Genomic DNA, 18,437 nt, shown 5'->3' on the forward strand with positions numbered 1-18,437 from the left:
AGCGCCCTCACGGCGTTGATTTTCACTGAGAACTGATGGTACGGATCAACTGCGGCGTGATGGTTTCCTCCACTGGACAGTCAACTCTTCAGCATCCTCTCAGGACCACTGCGAGCCGTCCACACCATCAGTTCTCAGTGAAAATCAACATCCTATGGCGTGACGCTTGAAGAATATCGGCGGAAGTGGGGACTTCCGTCTCATTATCCTATGGTCGCTCCCAATTACACAGTGCGCAGATCGGAACTTGCACGAGAAATCGGATTGGGGCGAGACATAACGTCTGCTGCTACAGAACCTGATGGTATGGGCGACGGAACCGGCATTGCCAGAGAGGTCGCAGGAGAAGCGTCGGGGCAGAAAGAAGGCCATCCGCTAAAAGCGGAGCGCGCCGTCAGACGAGGCGGCGTGGCTGTTCTTTTGATTCAGTCATGATGATGAACAGACGGCTGTCTACCTTATATCCCGACGCTAGAGTCCGGCAGACGAAAGATTCCTTTTATACAATCCAGATTGCGGATTGCGATCTGCGTGTGTGTCTTTTCCCGGAAGGCGCTACCGGGATAGAGTTCGCCGCCTTCCTGGAAAAGGCCGCGCACCGTATCATAAGGTGCGAGATGAGACCCTGTGGCTTCAATAGAATCGTGAAGATACCTGATAACAGCGCAGTCGAGGTTACGAAAAAGTTTATCACTATTTACGTCGTGCCGGGAATCATGATTCACCGGCATCGGTATATCATCCGTGCTTAATGTCTCTCGCAGGCCTTCATAGGCGGTCTTGAGCATCTCCAGGTCTTCGCGTGTCGTTAAATCAAGACAGTTGCCCAGATCTACGACCAGACCAATAACGAACGGTTTGAAACCGGAATCCCTGCGCTGTTTCTGATATGCCCATTCTTGCGCACGTAACGGGTCGGACTCCCAGACATAGAAACCCGGTCCAAGCCAATCGTAGTCGGTCTCCGACGGAGTTGGTGCGCTTTCTCCGTTAATCAGTTTCCGGCCGACCTCTTCAGAACAACCATGATAACCGAGTACAAAAGATGTATGAAGAGCTGTCAACGCAGTTACGCTTTAAGCATGCCCTCAATGCGTGGGTCACGCGTGTACTCTTTGGTAACCGCACCTTTGCTATCGATAATCCCCATTCGCAGCAAAGCCGCATGGGCTGTCCGCTTGCTCTTCGTGTTCGCAAGGGTTTGCTTTCTTATTGCTGCCAGAGCAACCTGATGGGGGTTCAGCTTCATGATGCTATATATAAGGCAGCCAAGTGAAGAAGTCACCCTGTTTTATCTCAGCCTGCCTGATGGAAAAGGCGGCATCCGGCTCCCTGTTGTCGCATCCCATGACCACCATCCACCCGCTCCGAAGGTCGCGTCGTAGTAATTTTCCTTTTCGGCTCGTCTGGTAGTGTAGGCCTCGTTCGTGCGACCGAAAACTTCCATTGGATATCCGTCATTCCGCGCCGTGTCCTGCAGGATGAAATCCGGGAAAACGAGATCCCGTTCCGCGTCGAAACGCAGTGGTTTTTCGAATGCGCGTCCCGCTGCCACGAGGGCATCGGCTACCGCCAGTTCATGGCCGCTTTCGAAAGGAAGCATGCTGCGAGAGACGGTCATCAGGGCAGCAGTCCTGACTTCCGCCTGGATCCAGCCCCTCCACCGGCTATTGGGGGCTAGGATGTTTCGTGCCGTCACATAGAGCAACGCCACAACATGTGCCTGCCGCGCCGTTTCGGGCAGGGCGAGTGTGGCTGCCGCCAGTTGGTGCGACCGGGCAAGACGGTTCCTCTCGGCCGCAGGCACTGTGAGAAAGCAGCGGTAACCGTTGCGCTGACCGCTCAGGGCCATCGTGAAATTGCCCCTGGGATCTGGTTCCAGAGCCTCCACGAACCCGATCAGGAACAGGTGGTTTTCCTGTCCTTCTGTCCTGACAATGGCGTGGAGACGCCGTCCGAACTTTTCATGCCCTGGGGCAACAGGGCATAGAAGATCGGAGATCAGTCGGCCCTGCGCCCGGATCCGGGTTCCGGCAGAGGCGATCCGGCCCAGGGCCACTGTCGGTGTGCGGTGTCTGGCAAATTGCGGCCGCCATTCGGTCAGCCCCGCCCGCTCCCACAGGAGATGGAGCAGCCCGAGAGGCGTCATCCGGCGCTGTCGCGCCTGTCCGGGCCGATCTGAAGCAGGCAGCGGCGTGTCATCGACTGGCCGGGGTGGTCCCTTGCGGCGCAGGCCGATCGACAGGGTCACAGCGACATCCCCATCCTCACCCTCGCGAATTACGCTATTTACATAGCTGGCGCGCCCACTTTTCTCCGGATCAGGCTTGTAGAAGGGGCATGTCTTTTCATGAAGTGGCCCTTCGTTTGGCCAGACGGCGAGGTGATAACTGTGACTGTCCGCCCGGTAACGGATCTGTAGAGGCAGTGAGGCCCCGCGATGCTGGCACAGGCATCGCGCCTTGTCAGAACGCTCCGCGCTCCGGCTCTCATCATATTTTGCCTTCAGGCGGCGTTCCCACCGCTCCGGGTCAGTCCGGCGCCATTCGAGCTGGAACCTTTCCCCGCCGGGAAGGATGATGATTGTGCCGGTCATGCCGAGGTTTTTTCTCGCAATATCCTGATCTGGGCGAGGATTTCCTTTTCGGTCACCCCGGTGCTGGCCGCGCCCTCCTTCGGTGCGCCTTTTGTCATCGCGTCCCTGACACCCAATATAAGCAGTGCCTGACGCCGGGCTACACCGGGCTGCTGGTCCACGCGGCGTTCAATAGCCTCCAGGCGTCCAAGCAGGTGACCGTCGATGGGAGGTATGGTGCGGGGCGGTGTCCGAAAACCGGGTTTCGGGGTGGAGGCAGCATCACGCAGCATATAGGAGAACGGTGTCAGCATGTCTGTTCCGGCTGTGTGTTCATTCCCCTCATCGTCACTGGCGGTCGCAACCCGGCGTGGTGCGGCGGCGACTGCTGCACCAATCTGCGCAAAATTGCGCAGGATGTCTTGAGAACCTGGACCGAGGCGGTCGACTGCTTCCTCGAGTGCGCGAACATCCGGTTCGTCGTGTACCGTGGTCAGTTCAGACTGAAACAGGCCACCTTCGATCGTCGCGAGGAGGGCGAGCAACTGCTGGTCCGGGGGCACCCGATTCAGGTCCAGCGGCGCTGCAAGCATGACCGGCTGGGCCATGCGGATCGCGCCTGACCGTCCATTGACGGCGGCAAAGAACGTCTTCGAATGGACGATGCGACCGGCATACATCGTTATGGCCTCGCCCTCGATGAGTGACTGAAGGTCTGCCCAGGGAATACGGGCGACTTCCCGGACTTCGGCACCCCGTCCTTCCCGGTAACTGCCAGCGGAGTTGCCTTCGAAATGCGTGGCCTGACTGACCTCGATCCGATCGGACTGCTTTTCGATCCACTCGCGCGTGCGCATGGCATCCTGCAGGCGCATGGCGTGGGTGAGGTTGGCGTTGCCGAGCAGGGTAAAGGCTTTGTCGCCGATGCGTGTCGTGAGACCCGGAAGATCCTGAAACCCCAGCCAGAACATGCAGTTCAGGCCGCGTCCCATGGCCAGCTGCCGGTCCATGCCGTCCGTGACGTAGGCGGAGAGTTCGTCGTAGAAAAAATGGAACGGCGCGTCGCCGCTGCCTGCCTTGAGCTTGAAGACCTGCTCGGCGGGGCCGTCAAGGCGGGCGCCAAGAAGCTGGGCCATGACGCCGCGACCGGCCGCGACCACGATCTTGCCCAGTCCGGCCAGCGTATCCGAGGAATTCTCCAGTGCGGGCAGTGTGACGACAAGAATGCGGCGGTTCAGCACCACATCGCGCATGTCGATATCAGGGATCTGGGCGCGGAAGATGTGCCCGAGACTGACGCCAAGCTGCGTGAAGACCCGGGTGAAATACATCTTGGCGTAGCCATGCTGCTCGCTCGGTTTGTTTTCCTTCTGCTCATTCCACGCCAGAGAGGAATCATATCCTGGCAGTTCGCCCAGATAGGCCTGGGCCGGATAGAGGATATCATCGGGAATTTCGGGAACGCTGATCTCGATGGGGTGATCGGAGCCGGGGTTGCGGATCAGGAACACACGATGGCGGGCCAGCGTGCCGATCCAGCGCAGTTCCATGGCGTAGCGCATGGTCTCGATGTTGATCGGCACGCCGTGCGTGTCGCGCATCCAGGTCAGCACCGGCGCGATCGTGCCGGCAAGGCCGACGGCACGGTCCCGAAAGACGCCGTTGGCGTCGTTGCTCGACGGCTCACCAAGCTGGCTGACCAGCATTTCACGTATGGCGTCGGCATTGCCGGTTGCAAACGGATTGAACGTATTGGACTGGCGGATGCCGCTTGCGGTCAGAAAATTGAGATTGAGCACCTGGTCATCCAGCCCGAAGCGGCGGGCAAGCGCCAGCACATCGCCGTGGACCGTGTTGTCACCCTTGCCGTCGATCAGGATGAACCCGGATCCGTGCGCAAGAGGATTGGCCAGCAGGGAGATGGCGGATGTCGTTTTGCCTGCACCCGTTGTGCCGGGCACGGCGGCGTGCTGGCGCCCCGCGTCGGATGAAAGCCAGAGTTGCTGGCCGGTCAGTCCGTCCGTTCCAAGATATATGATGCCTGCCGCCGCCCGCGGCCGACGGGTTTTGGGATCAAGATCGTGTTTGTCCTTCAGGCCGGAATACCTGGGCAGATGAAAAGGCAGCACGGGCTGGCGGGTCATGACCCAGAGCGTCAGGCAGAGGGCGAGGGGAAAGGTGATCCCGACGATCGCGGGAGCCAGCACGCTGAGCCCTGCCAGAATCATGAGGGCGAACCCGGAACTGCTGGATTGCAGCTCTTCGGCGATCCGGACCGTGAAGGGACGCGTGTCGCGATAGGTGGAGCCGTGTTTGAGTTGCTGGTGGACCTGCGGTCCGCCGATCTCGCGCTTCACCATGCGTCAGTCTTCCAGCCCGAAAGGAGATTTTCCCGTGTCGATCGTGGGCGCCACGGGAGCGGTTGGTGCCGTGGGGGAAACCGGCGCCGTCGGCGCTGTCTGCGCTTCGCCTGGGGGTTGCGGATAAGTGACGACAGGCCGCTGCGTCATGATGCGTCGTGCAGCATCGATTTCCGCGCTCGCCGGGTGACCGTCGGGATTGCCGACCACATTTCCATCGACCGGCATGCGCGCGCCCGGGACATAAGTTGAGCGGACCCCTGGCGCGCCTTCGTCCGTCATGGGCGCGCCGGAAAGTGGGGGTAGAATTGCCGGCGGCCGTAGCATGCCAGTGGGTCCGGTGTCGGGAACGGCGCGGTCGGAAACCATGGCCTGACGTGTGCCGATGATCAGGATGGCGGCCAGCCCCCCGGCGATGAGCGCGGGCAATGCTTTTTTCAGGCGCCCGCGCCGTGCTGCTGCCGCTTCTGGTAAAGTCGGTGCCGCATCGCTCGTCTCCGTCTGCCCGAAATCAGATCCAAGATGGAAATGGAGCGGCTGTAAGCCTGTCCCGTCGAGTTCAATGGTGATGGGCGCCCGGCCATCAGCGTGCAGGATGATACGGGTCATGGGAAGATCCTTGTGCTTCGGGCATCGGGCGCAGGACGGCGAGTGCGTTCTCAACCGCAGGGATGTAGATCGGACGCTGGTAGCGTCGCTCTTCGCTCCAGTGCGCACGCGCGCCGGCGGCCTCGATGCGGGGATTGGGATGAAGGTCTTCAGCGGGGATTTCAGCAGGAAAGCCGAGTGAGTGCAGCGCGTACCACAATGATCGGTCGATAAGCTTCACGATGGCGAATGAGGAGGGTGCCAGTACGCCCGCCTGACGCCGGGCCTCGTGCAGCAGGGTCATGAGCGCGGTCACGCTCCACCCGCTGCGCTCGCAGACCGTATCGATACAGTTTGTGATTTCCTTGTCCTGCAGGGCAGAGCGGGCGCTGCGCATAACGGACTCTGGCACCGTGAGCGGCGCCAGCGGACCATGCGGACCATCAAGGCCAGCGTCGGCCAGACCGGCAGAGAGTCCACCAAGCAGGGCGAGGGCTTCCAGGCGCCTCTGGAGGTAGTGCATCGCAAAGGCAACGAGAAGCACCTGTTCGACAGGGGATGCGGCGTTGATGCTGGACCAGTGGCGGCCCAGCTGGCGCGTGAACGCCTCGAGCGCGCCGGTTTCACTGTAGCGGCCCTGTGCATCGACAGCGAAGCGCGCGCCCCATTCGGCACGTGTCAGGGCCGGGTCCGCCGGCAGCGGGATACCATCAGTGGGCGTTACAAGCCTGTCCAGTCGGCGTCGGACGAAGCCTTTCAGTGTTGGAAACATTTCTGCCTGGACCGCGATCAGACCTTCCAGATCGAGCGCTTTTGCAAATCGGCCGGGGGCAGCACGCCACATGCATAACCCGCCCATGAGGGCAATCACGATGGCCACCGGCCATTTCAGGGCATTGCCCAGGATCGCAAGGCCATAATAAAGCTGGATCGCCCGCACCAGGTCCGGTCGATATTGCGCGGCCTGCAACTGGAAGCGCAGGCGCATCAGGTCGGGATTAGACGTATGCAGCAGGTTGATCTGCCCCAGCATGGCCCGCAGATAGAAGGCCGTGATCTGCGTATGCCACAGGCTCCAGGCCATGTAGCTGAACAGCAGGACCCCGACGATGATGATGATCGAGGAAAAGAGCAGATAGTCATCGCTGGATGACCATGGGACGCGGTTTGTGCTCATGAGCGATCATCCCTGCGGTTTCTGGCCATCATCGTGAGGGCGATGTCGTAGAAACGCCGGAGATAGGCATTGCCATGGCGTGGGGTATGAGAGTGATAGAATGCCACGGCCTGCCAGAGGTCGCCGTGTGCTTCGTGCATCGCCTGACCAAGGATCCAGGCGCCTGCCTCGATATTGGCGCACGAACTGTCGCGCAGCGCCGCATAGGTTTGCGCGGGCGTGCTGTGCCATCGCCTCGCGATGCGATCGACCCATGTCGTGTTGACCTGCATCGGCCCGAGATCCGCCGTGCCGTTACTGTTCGGGCTGACCATTCCGGGGCGGCCGGCCTCGACATAGAGGAGGACGAGCAGCACGCCACGGGGCACGCCGGAAATTTTTGCCGAAGCCTCCAGACAGGCTGCAATCTGGCGGCCATTTTCTTCGATGCTCGCGGCGCGGGCGGTCGTGCTGGCGGCAAAAAGGGGAAACGCCCCGAGTGCCGCCAGAGCGAGGCGGGGGATCATGTCGCCCCCTGCAAGGTCGGCGCGAAATCGGCAATCCGGCCATGGGCTTCGCCCCAGAAGTCGATCAGATGATTGAGGACCAGCGCGTCGTCCATCTCCGCAAGCCTCATCGTGACATCGATCAGACATAACATCACGACCGTAAATGAACCGGCGCGCACCTTGCGGACGGCATAGCCGAGCGCGCTGTCGGGCGTCCTGCTGACATCAAGGGCAAAGCCCGTTCCCGTCAGTTCCAGCCACAGGGTTTCGGCACTGATCAGGAAAACGGGCAGATAGGCTTCAGGGTGTGCGGCGTCAGCCGGTGATACGACCACCCGTTTTCCGGTGCCACGGTCCAGCAGCTCAATCGGCTTGCCGATTTCGGCCAGAAGCCGTGTCTGCGCCGCACTGATCGCCGCCAGGTCGATCGCGCTCATGAGAACCGCCTCCTTTGCCATGTCGGTAGGGCGGTGCGGACCGGCCCGATGAGGAAGCGTCGCATGGAGCGTATCGCGGCTGGCAGCGTCAGCCCAAAAAACGAGATCGTGCCGAAAAACACCACGCCGAAGACCCCGATCAGCAGGGTGGCGAGGCTCCAGTGTGTCACTGAGATCAGAATGGGAAAGCAGCTGCGGGCATCGAGAATGAAAACCCGGACAGGATAGGCCGTTGCACGCCACATCACGCGTCTCTCCTTTCTTCTGCCAGAGCGGTGTCTTCGGTGATCAGATCGGCATCAAGCAGTTTGCGGATGGCTCTGCCGAAGGACTGGCCCTGCGCCTCGACCGCGTCGGCCACGACGTCGGGCCAGTCCGTTGGCTCGGTCCGGGTCAGCTTGCGGCGCAGATCACGATCGAAAGTGAGGAATTCGCGGATCGCAACACGCCCGCCACCCTTGCGGGGCACAAGGCGCTGGTTGATGCAGAACCGGAGCGCCTGAGCGAGGGCCGAGACCAGGTTGTCACGTTCCGAGGGGGGACAGAGCGCGATCGCGCGCTGGATCATGAGGGAGACGCTGTCTGCATGCAGCGTCGTGCCCAGAATACCGCCCATCATGGCGATATTGATGGCTGCATTCATGGTCTCGCCGTCCCGACATTCCGTGATGATGCCATCGCTCATCTCGCGGCGTGTCAGGCTGCGGGTGAACGTGGGAAAAGTCAGGGTGGGGGGGCGGATCTCCGTCTGGCTGATCCGCGAGCCTGAAGGCGGTCGCAGGTCGTCCAGCAGGAACTCGATGGGTTCCTCGCCAGTTGCCATGTCGCAATATACGGTCGGGTCCATGAGTTTTTCGATGGCGAGCCCGAATTGCAACGTGGTCTTTCCGGAACCGGTTGCCCCACCAAACAGGACCATGCCGCTTTTGAGCCTGTTCGTGTCCCGGATTTCCTGCTCGACCATCTGCTGGTCAAGGCTTGCGGGGCGGGCGGGGATCGGACGCATGACGATGTGGACGCCGCTGCCCCGCTTGACCGAAATGGGTGAAAGATTGATCCGGAAACGCAGATTGACCTTGCGGTCCAGTGCCACGCTGTAGGCCGTATCGAGGATATGGCCGACACCAAGCATGGCCATCCCGTCAGAGGCATAGACATGGCCGACGATATCCGCCAGCGCGAGGGAGTCCGTCGCTTTGCATGTGGCGTAGCGGATCACGCCGTGCACCTTGATCGTGACCGGATGGCCGGTCTTAATGTCGATGCGCGAGGCGCCGAGGCCATGCGCCCAGCGAAGGAGGGAGTCCAGCCCCGGCGCGTTACGCCGTCGCTCCTCGACCCAGGCAAACGCTTTCCTGCCTTCATCCGGCCAGCATTCGTCGGTCGTGACGGGGACGGTGATATTCATCGGCAATGCTCCGGATAACCGTAATCGCTTCCGCGCCGGACGTGGCCCTGAAGCCCCGGCTGGCTCGCGATCCGGATCGTGCGGTCATTGAGGTGGAGGGTGTCTCCTCCTCCCACGGCGTCCTGGTGCTCGAACACGACGCGCGGTTCTTCGACGCGCCCTGCGTTCAGCAGCACCCGGTAGCGGGCCATGCCGGTAATGTCGCGCTGCAGGCGCGACAGATCGGAGAGGAAGATCTCGGTTGCCTGCTTTTCTCCATCTGCCCAGCCTTCGGCCACCCACTGGTTCCAGTGTGACACTTCCGCCTTTGTGCGAGGCAGGGCCGCCGCTACCGGGTGATGCGGTTTGCCCCATGTCCGGACGAGATACGTGCGCCAGTCCGGGGGCGCGGATGTCAGTTGTGCCTCCCGGGTGATCTCGAAAACACATTCTGTCTCGTGCGCCACCTGGCCGGTGTCATTGAGCGCAAAGGCCATCTGTGCCTCGGTGACGATCGGGGGCTGCATGAGGGTCTGGCCACTCCCGATCGGAAGCACGATCGATCGGAAATCATAAGTGGCGTCGAGTGTCTCCTCATGGCGCCGCAGCATCTCGTTGATGGCGAATGCCCGGGCGGCCAGACCGCCCTGCGCGCCGTAAATATGCGCGGCTTCCCGAAGCTGGGTGCTTCGGCCGGGTTTCAGGTCATCGCCTGGCTCGTCATTGGGGCGGGTGTTCTCAAGGGCCTCAAGAGAGGGGGGCGCTTCGCCGCCGACCACCTCGTCGAGCGTTGAGGCCCCTCACATGAGGAGTTTCACGTCAATGGCCACTTTCACTGCGAGATCATTTTTTCTTCTCCGTGTTTTGGATCCATGGTCTGAGCCTGTTTAACGACTACCGGCGCGATGCCGCACCTGTAGAACCTCACATCCGGTCGCCGCTCGCGCGCGGCAGCACCACTATCCCGCATTCGGGGCAAAGGCTCAGGAGAACGGGACCATTCTGAAAGGTCGGCATTGCAAGCCATGGGGCCGATCGGTCCGTTCACCTGGATCCACAGGACTGATCAGGTCCTGGGGATGGGGTTTATGTCTGTGGTGTTTCCATCAGCGGGACGCCGGATGCGCGCCATCGATAACGACACCACTCGTGACATATTTCCAGAGCGCAACAAGAAGCTTGCGGGCCAGGGCAACGATCGCCGTTTTGCGGCTCCGGTTACTTCTTGCGCCCACGTGTTCATGGAACCACTGCGCCAGCGCGGTGTCAGGCTGGTAGCGGAGCCACAGCCAGGCAAGCTGGATCATGGCCGTGCGCAGGCGCGGATTACCGGATTTCGAGACGCCTTGTTCACGGTCGATCGATCCGCTTTTCCACGGCGAAGGCGCCAGACCGGCATAAGCCGCGACCTGCCGCCTGTTGTCGAAATGCCGGAACAGTCCTTCCTGCGTCAGAACGGTGGCAAACTCGGCGCCAATCCCTCTGAGACCCTGCAACAGGACAACTGGCGAACATTGATTGTTGTCATTCACTTTTGCCAATTCGTCCCGTTCGCTCTCAACCATTTTAATCTGTTCCATGAGAAGTTCGATGCGGTCCAGTTCTCGTCCGATCTGCGCCTTGAGATGCTTCGGCAAGGGATGACCATCGCCCGTTCGCAACTCGTCGAGACAGGCACGCCGATCCCGTCGCAGCGGCCGGTAACCTCGAATGCCCTGGCTCAGCAGCAGGCCCTGGACGCGGTTGATATGCCGCGTGCGCTCGCCCACCAGAACCTTACGCTCCCGACTGAGACGTCGGCGGTCTTCCTCTTCCCGTGATGGAGGGCGGACCATTGAGCAGACCCGTGCCTCTCCGCGTTTGAACGCCAGCAGCGTACGGACCAGCATCTCCCCGTCGATACGATCCGTCTTTGCACGCCGGTGCTTGCGGGGAACTGCGATCGACGCCGCATCGACGACATGGCTCTCGATCCAGTCCTCCTGCTTCAAGGCTCTATCGATCCAGAATCCATCCAATCCGGCTTCCTGAATCACCACAAGCGGAAAAAGTCTTCCTTCCCGAGCGCGGGCCTTGTCACGAAGACTAGTGAAACAGCCGAACAGGCCCGCAATATCGCCACCTTGAACCGAGTGGCGCGACATCTTCTCGCTTCCGGGTGAGAGCGATGTGACCAGCCAACTCGATTTTCCAAGTTCCAGTGAAACGAAGATCGCGCCAAGATCAACGCGGATAGCGACCGGGGTCGTGGGATGATCAGATGCCTCGAGCATGGTTCTGCCCTCCAGAGAGTTTCAGCAAGCACACTCTGACACGGCGCGGCTCGCTATCCACTCCTCATGGAATCTGTCACCGGTTTATTGATGGGATTGGCAAGGGCGGGATCAGCCCCGTCCACCTGATCCGCACCCGGCTGGGGCGGCTGTGGCTCCGGGACCAATGTGCCGCTGCGGGCCGATGGCGGGGATGGAGACGATGTCGGTAGCCGGACGTGCTGCCTCTCCTCAATGACAACCTTCGCCGCGGAGACAGACGCTGCATGGGTCGGGCTGCCTGCGGCCGTCACGACGATGGCCGAAGATAGAAAGAGCGCCATCTTACGCATGCCAGGCCACCGTTATCGCGTGGTGAAGCGGGTCTACCGAGACCATGGCCTGATCTCCGGCCTGATCGCCCAATGTCCGAAGGATATCCACCACGGCGGCAACGCTGTTGGTCGCGACGCGCATTGCTCGGGGATGGCCGGTGACAGTCACGCTATAGCCAATCTCCTGGCCGAGTTTTGCGACGGCGTTGCCCAGCGGGCCGTCCCACACGAACCAGATCCGGCGGGTCAGGTCATCGGGGAGCGGGGGCGGGTTGGCAGATGCCACGACCGGAGACGGGCGGATACTGCCAAGTTCCCGAAGATCAGTCGTGGTCTCTGCTCTTGACCGCTGCAAGGCCAGTTCAGGATTGGCCATGCCGGTCGTCGCAATGGGAGAAGGTGACGACAGGCTCTGCGCACAGGCGTTGAGTGCCATGGGCAAAAGAAAAATGAGCAGAGAATGTTTCATGAGCTTCTCCGGATGATGGGAGAAGCTTCGAAGATCATCTTGCGACTGCTACAGCAAAAATTGGCTGCGTTGCTTTTTCTTCCATGTGAGTCTCGAGAGCAGATCTGGGTCTTTTTCGGGATTTTGTTTCACCAAATTGACCCGCAGGGTCATGGCAGGCGCTTAGTACGACTTGATATATCCTAATTATTCCCTATTATGGGATGCATTGGAGGCGCACATGATAGAAATCCAGGCCGTTACCCTACGCGAAGCGCAGTTTCTGATCGGTATGTCGGAAAAGGATATCAACCGGGCAATTGATCGTGGGGAAGTAGAGAAGATCAGCGAACCGGAAGAGAACATGCCGGTTCACGGCGTAAGGAAGGGGCGTAGGCGGGTACGAAAGATCGGGCTCTCGGAGTTGTTGTTTCTGGCGCTTGAAAAGCAGATGCATGCGGATCTAACTCCGATGGGGCGTCGGAAGCTGTATCAGGCCTTCAAAAAAAATGAAGCAAAAGCCAGAACCGTAAGATTTGGTCCTTTTAAAGCGAATATTACCGAAATTCATCGTAATTTTCTATCCAAATACAAGAAACTCCTCGACGCCAAGAAAAATATATTGGAGGAGGATGGGACTGATCCTGTTATAAAGGGAACGGATATATCTGCTTATCGTGTTGCTGCCCTCGCACAGGGACAGACAATCAAGGAGATCAAAGCGGACTATCCGACCCTGACCGAGGAACAGATTGAATCTGCTATTGCTTACACGGAAGCTTATCCCAAACCTGGGCGTCCATATCCGGTCCGTAGTTTCCGGCGGGCGGCTGGTGCGTTGGCGGAGATGGGTATTTTTGATGCCGTAGAAAGTGGGACTGAGTCCTGATCTCATGTTGCGTCCACTTTACCTGATTGACACGAATGTTTTCCGCGCGATGGGAGATGCCGGTAATTCTTATGTCAAGGCGTGGCTCGACACGATTGACGACGATCAATACCGGATCAGCCCCATCGTTTATCAGGAAATGCGTGAGGGGCGAGAAAGGGAACGGATCCGTCTCGAAAAAAAAGGACAGGATACTGCACGCGTGATTGCGCAACTCGCAGCATTGGACAATTTCGAACGGGAATATGCAGACCGTCAGATGCCGATCACAATGAAGATCTCTGGGGAAGTTGCCCGTATGCTGGGTGTAAAAGGAAAAAACGAGCGGGATGTCGTGCTGGCAGCTACCGCCCGAATTCACGGCATGATTATTGTGACTCGCAATGTGGCTGACTTTGCCGGTCGGGACGTGGATGTGCTTAATCCTTTTCAGCAGAATCCGCAGGTGCGGCGCGTCTGAGCTGGAGCATTGGCCAGCAAACAATTTTTCTGCTGCCGAAACCATGGGACCATGCGGCGGATGGCTTCTTCAATCTGGTCCGTTGCGACCGCAAAGCTGAAACGGATGAAGTATTTCCCGTCTACGGGGTCGAAATCAATGCCCGGTGCTGTCGTAACACCCGTATCCAGCAACAGGCGCTTGCAAAACGCCATGCTGTCATCCGTCAGGTGCCGGATATCGGCATAGATATAGAACGCTCCATCTGGTGGCGCGATATGGCGCAGCCCCATTTCGGGCAGGGCACGCAACAGCAGGTCACGATTGCGCCGGTAGGTTTCCATATGCCCTTCAAGGGGTCGTTTGCGGGAGGGGGCGAAATCCTACGCTAAGCCGAGGACGCGCTTTCCGTAGTCCCTAAGTTCGCCCTTTGGGCCGACATATCGATAGAGAGTGACACGCTGGATCCCGAGCTCCTTGCACAGATCGGAAACGGAAGTGTCGCGCTGCGCCATGGCGGCCTGAGCAAGACGCACCTGTGCTTTGGTCAGGGCGAATTTTCGGCCGCCTTTGCGACCGCGCGCTCTTGCGGCGGCGAGGCCGGCCATAGTCCGTTCGCGGATCAGGTCACGCTCGAACTCGGCCAGGGTGGCGAAGATACCGAACACCATGCGCCCGGATGCGGTCGTGGTGTCGATCTGAGCGCCCTTTCCGGTCAGCACCCGTAGGCCGATATTGCGATCCGACAGATCCTTCATAGTATTGACCAGGTGGGCAAGCGACCGCCCGAGGCGGTCTAGCTTCCAGACCACCAGCACGTCGCCGTCGCGCAGGGATTTCAGGCAGGCGGCCAGTCCGGGCCGATCATCGCGGCCGCCGGGGGCGCGATCCTCATAGATGTTGTCTTGTTCGACGCCGGCGGCGCGCAGGTCGTCGTGCTGTAGGTCGAGGGACTGCGAGCCATCGGCTTTTGAGACGCGTGCGTATCCGATCATCATGTTTCTTAAACGTTGGTTTGAGGCGGCGCGCTGACCACGAAAGATTTGTTCGCTAGAAATGTATCTTAACCAGCTTCATAAACAAAGCGTCTTGAACATTATCAGTTTTTGAAAAAGGAACATGAATGCCGCGCCGCGTCACGCTCACCGATAGACAGAAGGACGCGCTGCTGCGCCTGCCAACCTCCCAGACGGATTTGTTGAGGCACTACACGCTGAGCGATGAAGACCTCGGCCATATCAAGCAGCGTCGGCGCGCTCACAACAGGTTCGGCTTCGCTCTGCAATTGTGCGTCCTTCGCTATCCCGGCCGGGTGTTGGCTCCGGGCGAACTGATCCCGGCGGAAGTCGTTGAATTTATCGGGGCGCAAATTGGCCTGCGTGCTGACGATCTGGTTGAGTATGCCGCCCGCGAAGAGACGCGGCACGAACATCTTGCCGAGTTGCGGGCGCTCTACGGATTCCGTACCTTCTCCGGACGTGGCTCACGCGAACTAAAGGACTGGCTGTTTCGGGAAGCCGAGATGGCGGTGTCGAACGAGGATATCGCCCGCCGCTTCGTGGCTGAGTGCCGACGCACCCGCATGGTTCTTCCTGCAATATCGACGATCGAGCGGCTTTGCGCCAAGGCCCTGGTCGATGCTGAGCGGCGGATCGAGACGAGGATCGCCAGCCGGCTGTCCGTGGCCATCCGGGAGCAGTTGCTGTCATTGCTCGAGGAGACGGCTGACGACCGGGTGACTCGCTTCGTGTGGTTGCGCCAATTCGAGCCTGGGTCGAACTCTTTGTCGGCTAACCGGCTGCTCGACCGGCTCGAATACCTGCAACGTATCGATTTCTCCGAGGATCTGCTGGCCGGTGTTCCTGCTCATCGCGTGACACGTCTGCGTAGGCAGGGCGAACGGTACTATGCAGATGGCATGCGCGATCTTCCGCAAGACAGACGGCTTGCTATTCTGGCCGTTTGCGCGTCGGAATGGCAGGCGATGCTCGCCGACGCCGTGGTCGAAACCCACGACCGGATCGTCGGCAGGCTCTACCGTGCATCAGAGCGCATTTGCCAGGCGAAGGTCGCCGACGAGGCGAACGTGGTGCGCGACACCTTGAAATCCTTCGCCGAAATTGGCGGAGCCCTGGTCGATGCACAGGACGACGGCCAGCCGCTGGACGACGTCATTGCGCGTGGATCGGGTTGGGACGGTTTCAAAACTCTTGTTGCAATGGCAACACGACTGACCGCCACCATGGCGGACGATCCGCTCAATCATGTGCTCGATGGCTATCACCGTTTCCGCCGGTACGCTCCTCGCATGTTGCGCCTGCTCGATCTGCGGGCTGCGCCAGTCGCGCTGCCGCTTCTGGAAGCGGTGACGGCCCTGCGCGCCGGTGTGAATGATGCCGCGCGTATCGGCTTCCTTCGGCCTAGCTCGAAATGGCATCGTCATCTTCGTGCCCAGGCGATTGGCGACACCCGCCTCTGGGAGATCGCGGTGCTGTTCCATCTGCGCGATACGTTCCGCTCCGGGGATGTCTGGCTGGCCAGATCCCGGCGCTATGGCGATCTGAAACATGCACTCGTCCCGGCACAAGCCGTTGCGGAAAGCGGTCGACTCGCCGTGCCATTGCGGCCGGAAGAATGGCTGGCGGACCGCCAAGCTCGTCTCGATATCCGGTTGCGCGAGCTTGGCCGTGCGGCACGCACGGGCACGATTCCCGGCGGTTCGATCGAAAACGGCGTTCTGCATATCGAGAAGCTCGAAGCCGCCGTGCCGACCGGCGCCGAAGATCTGGTACTCGATCTCTACAAGCAGATCCCGCCCACGCGCATCACCGATCTCTTGCTGGAGGTGGATGCAGTGACCGGCTTCACCGAAGCGTTCACGCATCTGCGCACTGGAGCGCCCTGCGCCGACCGGATCGGGCTGATGAACGTCATCCTTGCGGAAGGGATCAACCTCGGCCTACGCAAGATGGCCGACGCGACGAACACACACACCTTCTGGGAACTGATCCGCATTGGACGGTGGCATGTCGAGGGCGAAGCCTACGACCGGGCGCTGGCCATGGTGGTCGAGGCGCAAGCAGTGCTACCAATGGCCCAGTTCTGGGGCATGGGCAGCTCGGCCTCGAGCGACGGCCAGTTCTTCTCCGCCACGGAACAAGGCGAGGCCATGAACCTGGTCAACGCGAAATACGGCAATACCCCGGGCCTGAAGGCTTATACCCACGTCTCCGACCAATATGCGCCGTTCGCGACCCAGGTGATCCCTGCGACGGCGAGCGAAGCTCCTTACATCCTCGACGGCCTGCTTATGAACGATGCCGGCCGCCATATCCGCGAGCAGTTCGCTGATACGGGCGGCTTCACCGATCACGTCTTTGCCGCATGCGCCATTCTCGGCTATCGGTTCGCTCCGCGCATTCGCGATCTGCCGTCCAAACGGCTCTATGCATTCAATCCCATGGCCGCCCCGGCCCACCTGCGGGCCATGATCGGCGGAAAAATCAATCAGGTCATGATCGAGCGCAACTGGCCCGATATCCTGCGCATCGCTGCCACCATCGCTGCCACCATCGCGGCCGGAAGCATCGCGCCAAGCCAGATCCTGCGCAAACTTGCCTCCTATCCGAGGCAGAACGAACTGGCCACGGCTTTGCGGGAGGTCGGCCGCGTCGAGCGGACCCTGTTCATGATCGACTGGATTCTGGATGCCGAGCTGCAACGCCGTGCCCAGATCGGGCTCAACAAGGGCGAGGCCCATCACGCGCTGAAACGAGCCATCAGCTTCCACCGGCGCGGCGAAATCCGCGACCGTTCCGCCGAAGGCCAGCATTACAGGATCGCCGGCATGAACCTGCTAGCCGCCATCATCATCTTCTGGAACACCATGAAGCTGAGCGAAGTCGTTGCCAGTCACAAACGCGAGGGAAAACTGCTATCGCCCGATCTCTTGGCCCACGTCTCTCCGCTCGGATGGGAGCACATCAATCTCACCGGAGAATATCGCTGGCCAAAGCCTTAGCGTAGGATTTCGCCCCCTCCCGCAAACGACCCCTTCAAGCTCATCGCGGCAATCGAAGGCGGCGAGGGCCGCGTGCTGGCTGAGGGCGGCGGGCGGCAGGAACAGATTGCCCATCCGCGCACGGGCGGCTTCCACCTTGGCTGGCGGGACAACCAGCCACCCCAGCCGCCACGGCGCCATGCTGAAGTATTTGGAAAAACTGTTTACCACCAGCGCATCGGAATCATATTCCAGAATACTGTGCGCGCGTTCGCCAAAACTCAGACCGTGATAGATTTCATCCGATATGATGCAGATCCCGTGCGCGCGACAGACGTCAACGATGCGCCGTATTTCATCAGGAGACAGGATGGTACCGGTGGGGTTGGCGGGACTGGCCAGGATCAGTCCGTCGGGAACGGGTTCAAGCGCTGCGATGGCGCGGGAGGTCAACTGGAAGCGTTCTTTTTCCCCACACGGAATTTCAACCGGTTCCATATGGAGCGAGCGCACGACATTGCGGTAGGCCACGTAGCCCGGTCGCGCCATGGCCACATGCGCGCCGGGCACAAAGCTGGTCATGAGCGCCAGAACCAGCGCGGGTGATGCGCCACAGGTCAGGATAATCTGCTCAGGCCGGAGCGAAACGCCATATGTTTCGTGATAGTGCAGGGCGATCCGCTCCTTCAGGGGCTGGCTTTCCCAATAGCCCATGGGGTCGGTCGCCAGTACGTGCTGGGCGCGTTCGATCGCCGCGCTTGGCGCGCCGGTGGAAGGCTGACCAAATTCCATATGAATGATGCTGCGGCCCTGCGCGGCCAGTTCATGTGCCAGTGCGCTGATGGACAGCGCGTGGAAGGGATCGATTGGCGGCACAGGCATCATGACCTCAAGGTGGAGAAAATAGACTTATAGGGCGATGATCGCCCTGCGACCAGAAACTGCCCTTGGAAATCAGGCGGCCTGCCCACCGTTTTCTACGCGACGTGCCATCTCCTGCCAGGAACGTGTTGTGAAGGGCAGAGGATGGAGTTTACAGAATTCCATATTTGACGGTATAAG

General features: G+C 60.3%; 17 protein-coding genes and 3 pseudogenes. 4 read left to right on the top strand and 16 right to left on the bottom strand.

The window, feature by feature from the left end; genetic code table 11:
- Window positions 1-150 precede the first annotated feature (150 nt).
- Window positions 151-379: pseudogene (locus tag LDL32_RS16795) on the top strand (MucR family transcriptional regulator); the annotation flags it as partial.
- A 79-nt stretch (window positions 380-458) separates the two neighbouring features.
- Here LDL32_RS16795 and LDL32_RS16800 read toward each other — a convergent pair.
- The 13 genes and pseudogenes from LDL32_RS16800 to LDL32_RS16865 form a co-directional block, all read right to left on the bottom strand.
- On the bottom strand, window positions 459-1,064 hold the full coding sequence (locus tag LDL32_RS16800; protein ID WP_007396654.1) for a hypothetical protein: 606 nt from the start codon (window positions 1,062-1,064) through the stop codon (window positions 459-461).
- Between the two features lie 5 nt (window positions 1,065-1,069).
- On the bottom strand, window positions 1,070-1,249 hold the full coding sequence (locus LDL32_RS16805) for a hypothetical protein (protein ID WP_233069067.1): 180 nt from the start codon (window positions 1,247-1,249) through the stop codon (window positions 1,070-1,072).
- Between the two features lie 42 nt (window positions 1,250-1,291).
- On the bottom strand, window positions 1,292-2,596 hold the full coding sequence (locus tag LDL32_RS16810) for a DUF1173 family protein (protein WP_233069069.1): 1,305 nt from the start codon (window positions 2,594-2,596) through the stop codon (window positions 1,292-1,294).
- Window positions 2,593-4,935, bottom strand: a complete 2,343-nt coding sequence (locus LDL32_RS16815) for a type IV secretory system conjugative DNA transfer family protein (RefSeq protein ID WP_233069071.1) — start codon at window positions 4,933-4,935, stop codon at window positions 2,593-2,595. Before LDL32_RS16815 ends, LDL32_RS16810 begins: the two co-directional genes overlap by 4 nt.
- A 3-nt stretch (window positions 4,936-4,938) precedes the next feature.
- Window positions 4,939-5,544, bottom strand: a complete 606-nt coding sequence (locus LDL32_RS16820; RefSeq protein ID WP_233069072.1) for a hypothetical protein — start codon at window positions 5,542-5,544, stop codon at window positions 4,939-4,941.
- On the bottom strand, window positions 5,519-6,700 hold the full coding sequence (locus LDL32_RS16825) for a hypothetical protein (RefSeq protein WP_233069074.1): 1,182 nt from the start codon (window positions 6,698-6,700) through the stop codon (window positions 5,519-5,521). Before LDL32_RS16825 ends, LDL32_RS16820 begins: the two co-directional genes overlap by 26 nt.
- Entirely contained in the window at window positions 6,697-7,206 is a 510-nt protein-coding gene (locus LDL32_RS16830) for a lytic transglycosylase domain-containing protein (protein WP_048855563.1), read from the bottom strand. The genes LDL32_RS16825 and LDL32_RS16830 overlap by 4 nt, the downstream gene beginning before the upstream one ends.
- Window positions 7,203-7,625 carry a hypothetical protein gene (locus tag LDL32_RS16835; protein ID WP_233069076.1) on the bottom strand — a complete coding sequence of 141 codons (423 nt, stop codon included), beginning with the start codon at window positions 7,623-7,625 and terminating at the stop codon, window positions 7,203-7,205. The genes LDL32_RS16830 and LDL32_RS16835 overlap by 4 nt, the downstream gene beginning before the upstream one ends.
- The gene (gene icmT / locus LDL32_RS16840; protein ID WP_233069085.1) at window positions 7,622-7,870 is read right to left on the bottom strand and encodes an IcmT/TraK family protein; all 249 of its coding nucleotides are present in this window, start codon (window positions 7,868-7,870) and stop codon (window positions 7,622-7,624) included. The genes LDL32_RS16835 and icmT overlap by 4 nt, the downstream gene beginning before the upstream one ends.
- Window positions 7,870-9,033 carry a type IV pilus twitching motility protein PilT gene (locus LDL32_RS16845; protein WP_233069086.1) on the bottom strand — a complete coding sequence of 388 codons (1,164 nt, stop codon included), beginning with the start codon at window positions 9,031-9,033 and terminating at the stop codon, window positions 7,870-7,872. The genes icmT and LDL32_RS16845 overlap by 1 nt, the downstream gene beginning before the upstream one ends.
- Window positions 9,030-9,812 (bottom strand): annotated as a pseudogene (locus LDL32_RS16850) (type IV secretory system conjugative DNA transfer family protein); the annotation flags it as partial. The gene LDL32_RS16845 and the pseudogene LDL32_RS16850, both read right to left, overlap by 4 nt.
- A 306-nt stretch (window positions 9,813-10,118) precedes the next feature.
- Window positions 10,119-11,285, bottom strand: a complete 1,167-nt coding sequence (locus LDL32_RS16860) for an IS110 family transposase (RefSeq protein ID WP_051672012.1) — start codon at window positions 11,283-11,285, stop codon at window positions 10,119-10,121.
- Between the two features lie 324 nt (window positions 11,286-11,609).
- Window positions 11,610-12,068 (bottom strand): DotD/TraH family lipoprotein, encoded by a 459-nt coding sequence (locus tag LDL32_RS16865; protein ID WP_233069087.1) that lies wholly within the window; start codon window positions 12,066-12,068, stop codon window positions 11,610-11,612.
- 220 nt (window positions 12,069-12,288) lie between these two features.
- Between LDL32_RS16865 and LDL32_RS16870 the strand changes: the two genes are divergently transcribed.
- Together LDL32_RS16870 and LDL32_RS16875 are read left to right on the top strand one after the other, a co-directional pair.
- Window positions 12,289-12,936: a DUF433 domain-containing protein gene (locus LDL32_RS16870; protein WP_048855572.1), complete on the top strand. Its 648-nt coding sequence runs from the start codon at window positions 12,289-12,291 to the stop codon at window positions 12,934-12,936.
- Between the two features lie 4 nt (window positions 12,937-12,940).
- The gene (locus LDL32_RS16875; protein WP_082071067.1) at window positions 12,941-13,396 is read left to right on the top strand and encodes a PIN domain-containing protein; all 456 of its coding nucleotides are present in this window, start codon (window positions 12,941-12,943) and stop codon (window positions 13,394-13,396) included.
- Here the strand turns inward: LDL32_RS16875 and LDL32_RS16880 are convergent.
- Together LDL32_RS16880 and LDL32_RS16885 are read right to left on the bottom strand one after the other, a co-directional pair.
- Window positions 13,366-13,731, bottom strand: a pseudogene (locus tag LDL32_RS16880) (aminotransferase class I/II-fold pyridoxal phosphate-dependent enzyme); the annotation flags it as partial. The gene LDL32_RS16875 and the pseudogene LDL32_RS16880 overlap by 31 nt on opposite strands.
- A gap of 27 nt (window positions 13,732-13,758) precedes the next feature.
- Entirely contained in the window at window positions 13,759-14,373 is a 615-nt protein-coding gene (locus tag LDL32_RS16885) for a recombinase family protein (RefSeq protein WP_233069088.1), read from the bottom strand.
- Between the two features lie 125 nt (window positions 14,374-14,498).
- Here LDL32_RS16885 and LDL32_RS16890 point away from each other — a divergent pair, with 125 nt between their 5' ends.
- Window positions 14,499-17,396 (top strand): Tn3 family transposase, encoded by a 2,898-nt coding sequence (locus tag LDL32_RS16890; RefSeq protein WP_233069089.1) that lies wholly within the window; start codon window positions 14,499-14,501, stop codon window positions 17,394-17,396.
- Here the strand turns inward: LDL32_RS16890 and LDL32_RS16895 are convergent.
- Window positions 17,310-18,257 carry an aminotransferase class I/II-fold pyridoxal phosphate-dependent enzyme gene (locus LDL32_RS16895; protein WP_233069094.1) on the bottom strand — a complete coding sequence of 316 codons (948 nt, stop codon included), beginning with the start codon at window positions 18,255-18,257 and terminating at the stop codon, window positions 17,310-17,312. The genes LDL32_RS16890 and LDL32_RS16895 overlap by 87 nt on opposite strands.
- Window positions 18,258-18,437 lie beyond the last annotated feature (180 nt).

The organism is Komagataeibacter sp. FNDCF1 (assembly GCF_021295335.1).
Taxonomy (GTDB): domain Bacteria; phylum Pseudomonadota; class Alphaproteobacteria; order Acetobacterales; family Acetobacteraceae; genus Komagataeibacter.

Coding starts and splice junctions, on each gene's coding strand:
- LDL32_RS16805 (WP_233069067.1), bottom strand. CDS start 1,249: ATGAAGCTGAACCCCCATCAGGTTGCTCTGGCAGCAATAAGAAAGCAA.
- LDL32_RS16810 (WP_233069069.1), bottom strand. CDS start 2,596: ATGACCGGCACAATCATCATCCTTCCCGGCGGGGAAAGGTTCCAGCTC.
- LDL32_RS16815 (WP_233069071.1), bottom strand. CDS start 4,935: ATGGTGAAGCGCGAGATCGGCGGACCGCAGGTCCACCAGCAACTCAAA.
- LDL32_RS16820 (WP_233069072.1), bottom strand. CDS start 5,544: ATGACCCGTATCATCCTGCACGCTGATGGCCGGGCGCCCATCACCATT.
- LDL32_RS16825 (WP_233069074.1), bottom strand. CDS start 6,700: ATGAGCACAAACCGCGTCCCATGGTCATCCAGCGATGACTATCTGCTC.
- LDL32_RS16830 (WP_048855563.1), bottom strand. CDS start 7,206: ATGATCCCCCGCCTCGCTCTGGCGGCACTCGGGGCGTTTCCCCTTTTT.
- LDL32_RS16835 (WP_233069076.1), bottom strand. CDS start 7,625: ATGAGCGCGATCGACCTGGCGGCGATCAGTGCGGCGCAGACACGGCTT.
- icmT (WP_233069085.1), bottom strand. CDS start 7,870: ATGTGGCGTGCAACGGCCTATCCTGTCCGGGTTTTCATTCTCGATGCC.
- LDL32_RS16845 (WP_233069086.1), bottom strand. CDS start 9,033: ATGAATATCACCGTCCCCGTCACGACCGACGAATGCTGGCCGGATGAA.
- LDL32_RS16860 (WP_051672012.1), bottom strand. CDS start 11,285: ATGCTCGAGGCATCTGATCATCCCACGACCCCGGTCGCTATCCGCGTT.
- LDL32_RS16865 (WP_233069087.1), bottom strand. CDS start 12,068: ATGAAACATTCTCTGCTCATTTTTCTTTTGCCCATGGCACTCAACGCC.
- LDL32_RS16870 (WP_048855572.1), top strand. CDS start 12,289: ATGATAGAAATCCAGGCCGTTACCCTACGCGAAGCGCAGTTTCTGATC.
- LDL32_RS16875 (WP_082071067.1), top strand. CDS start 12,941: ATGTTGCGTCCACTTTACCTGATTGACACGAATGTTTTCCGCGCGATG.
- LDL32_RS16885 (WP_233069088.1), bottom strand. CDS start 14,373: ATGATGATCGGATACGCACGCGTCTCAAAAGCCGATGGCTCGCAGTCC.
- LDL32_RS16890 (WP_233069089.1), top strand. CDS start 14,499: ATGCCGCGCCGCGTCACGCTCACCGATAGACAGAAGGACGCGCTGCTG.
- LDL32_RS16895 (WP_233069094.1), bottom strand. CDS start 18,257: ATGCCTGTGCCGCCAATCGATCCCTTCCACGCGCTGTCCATCAGCGCA.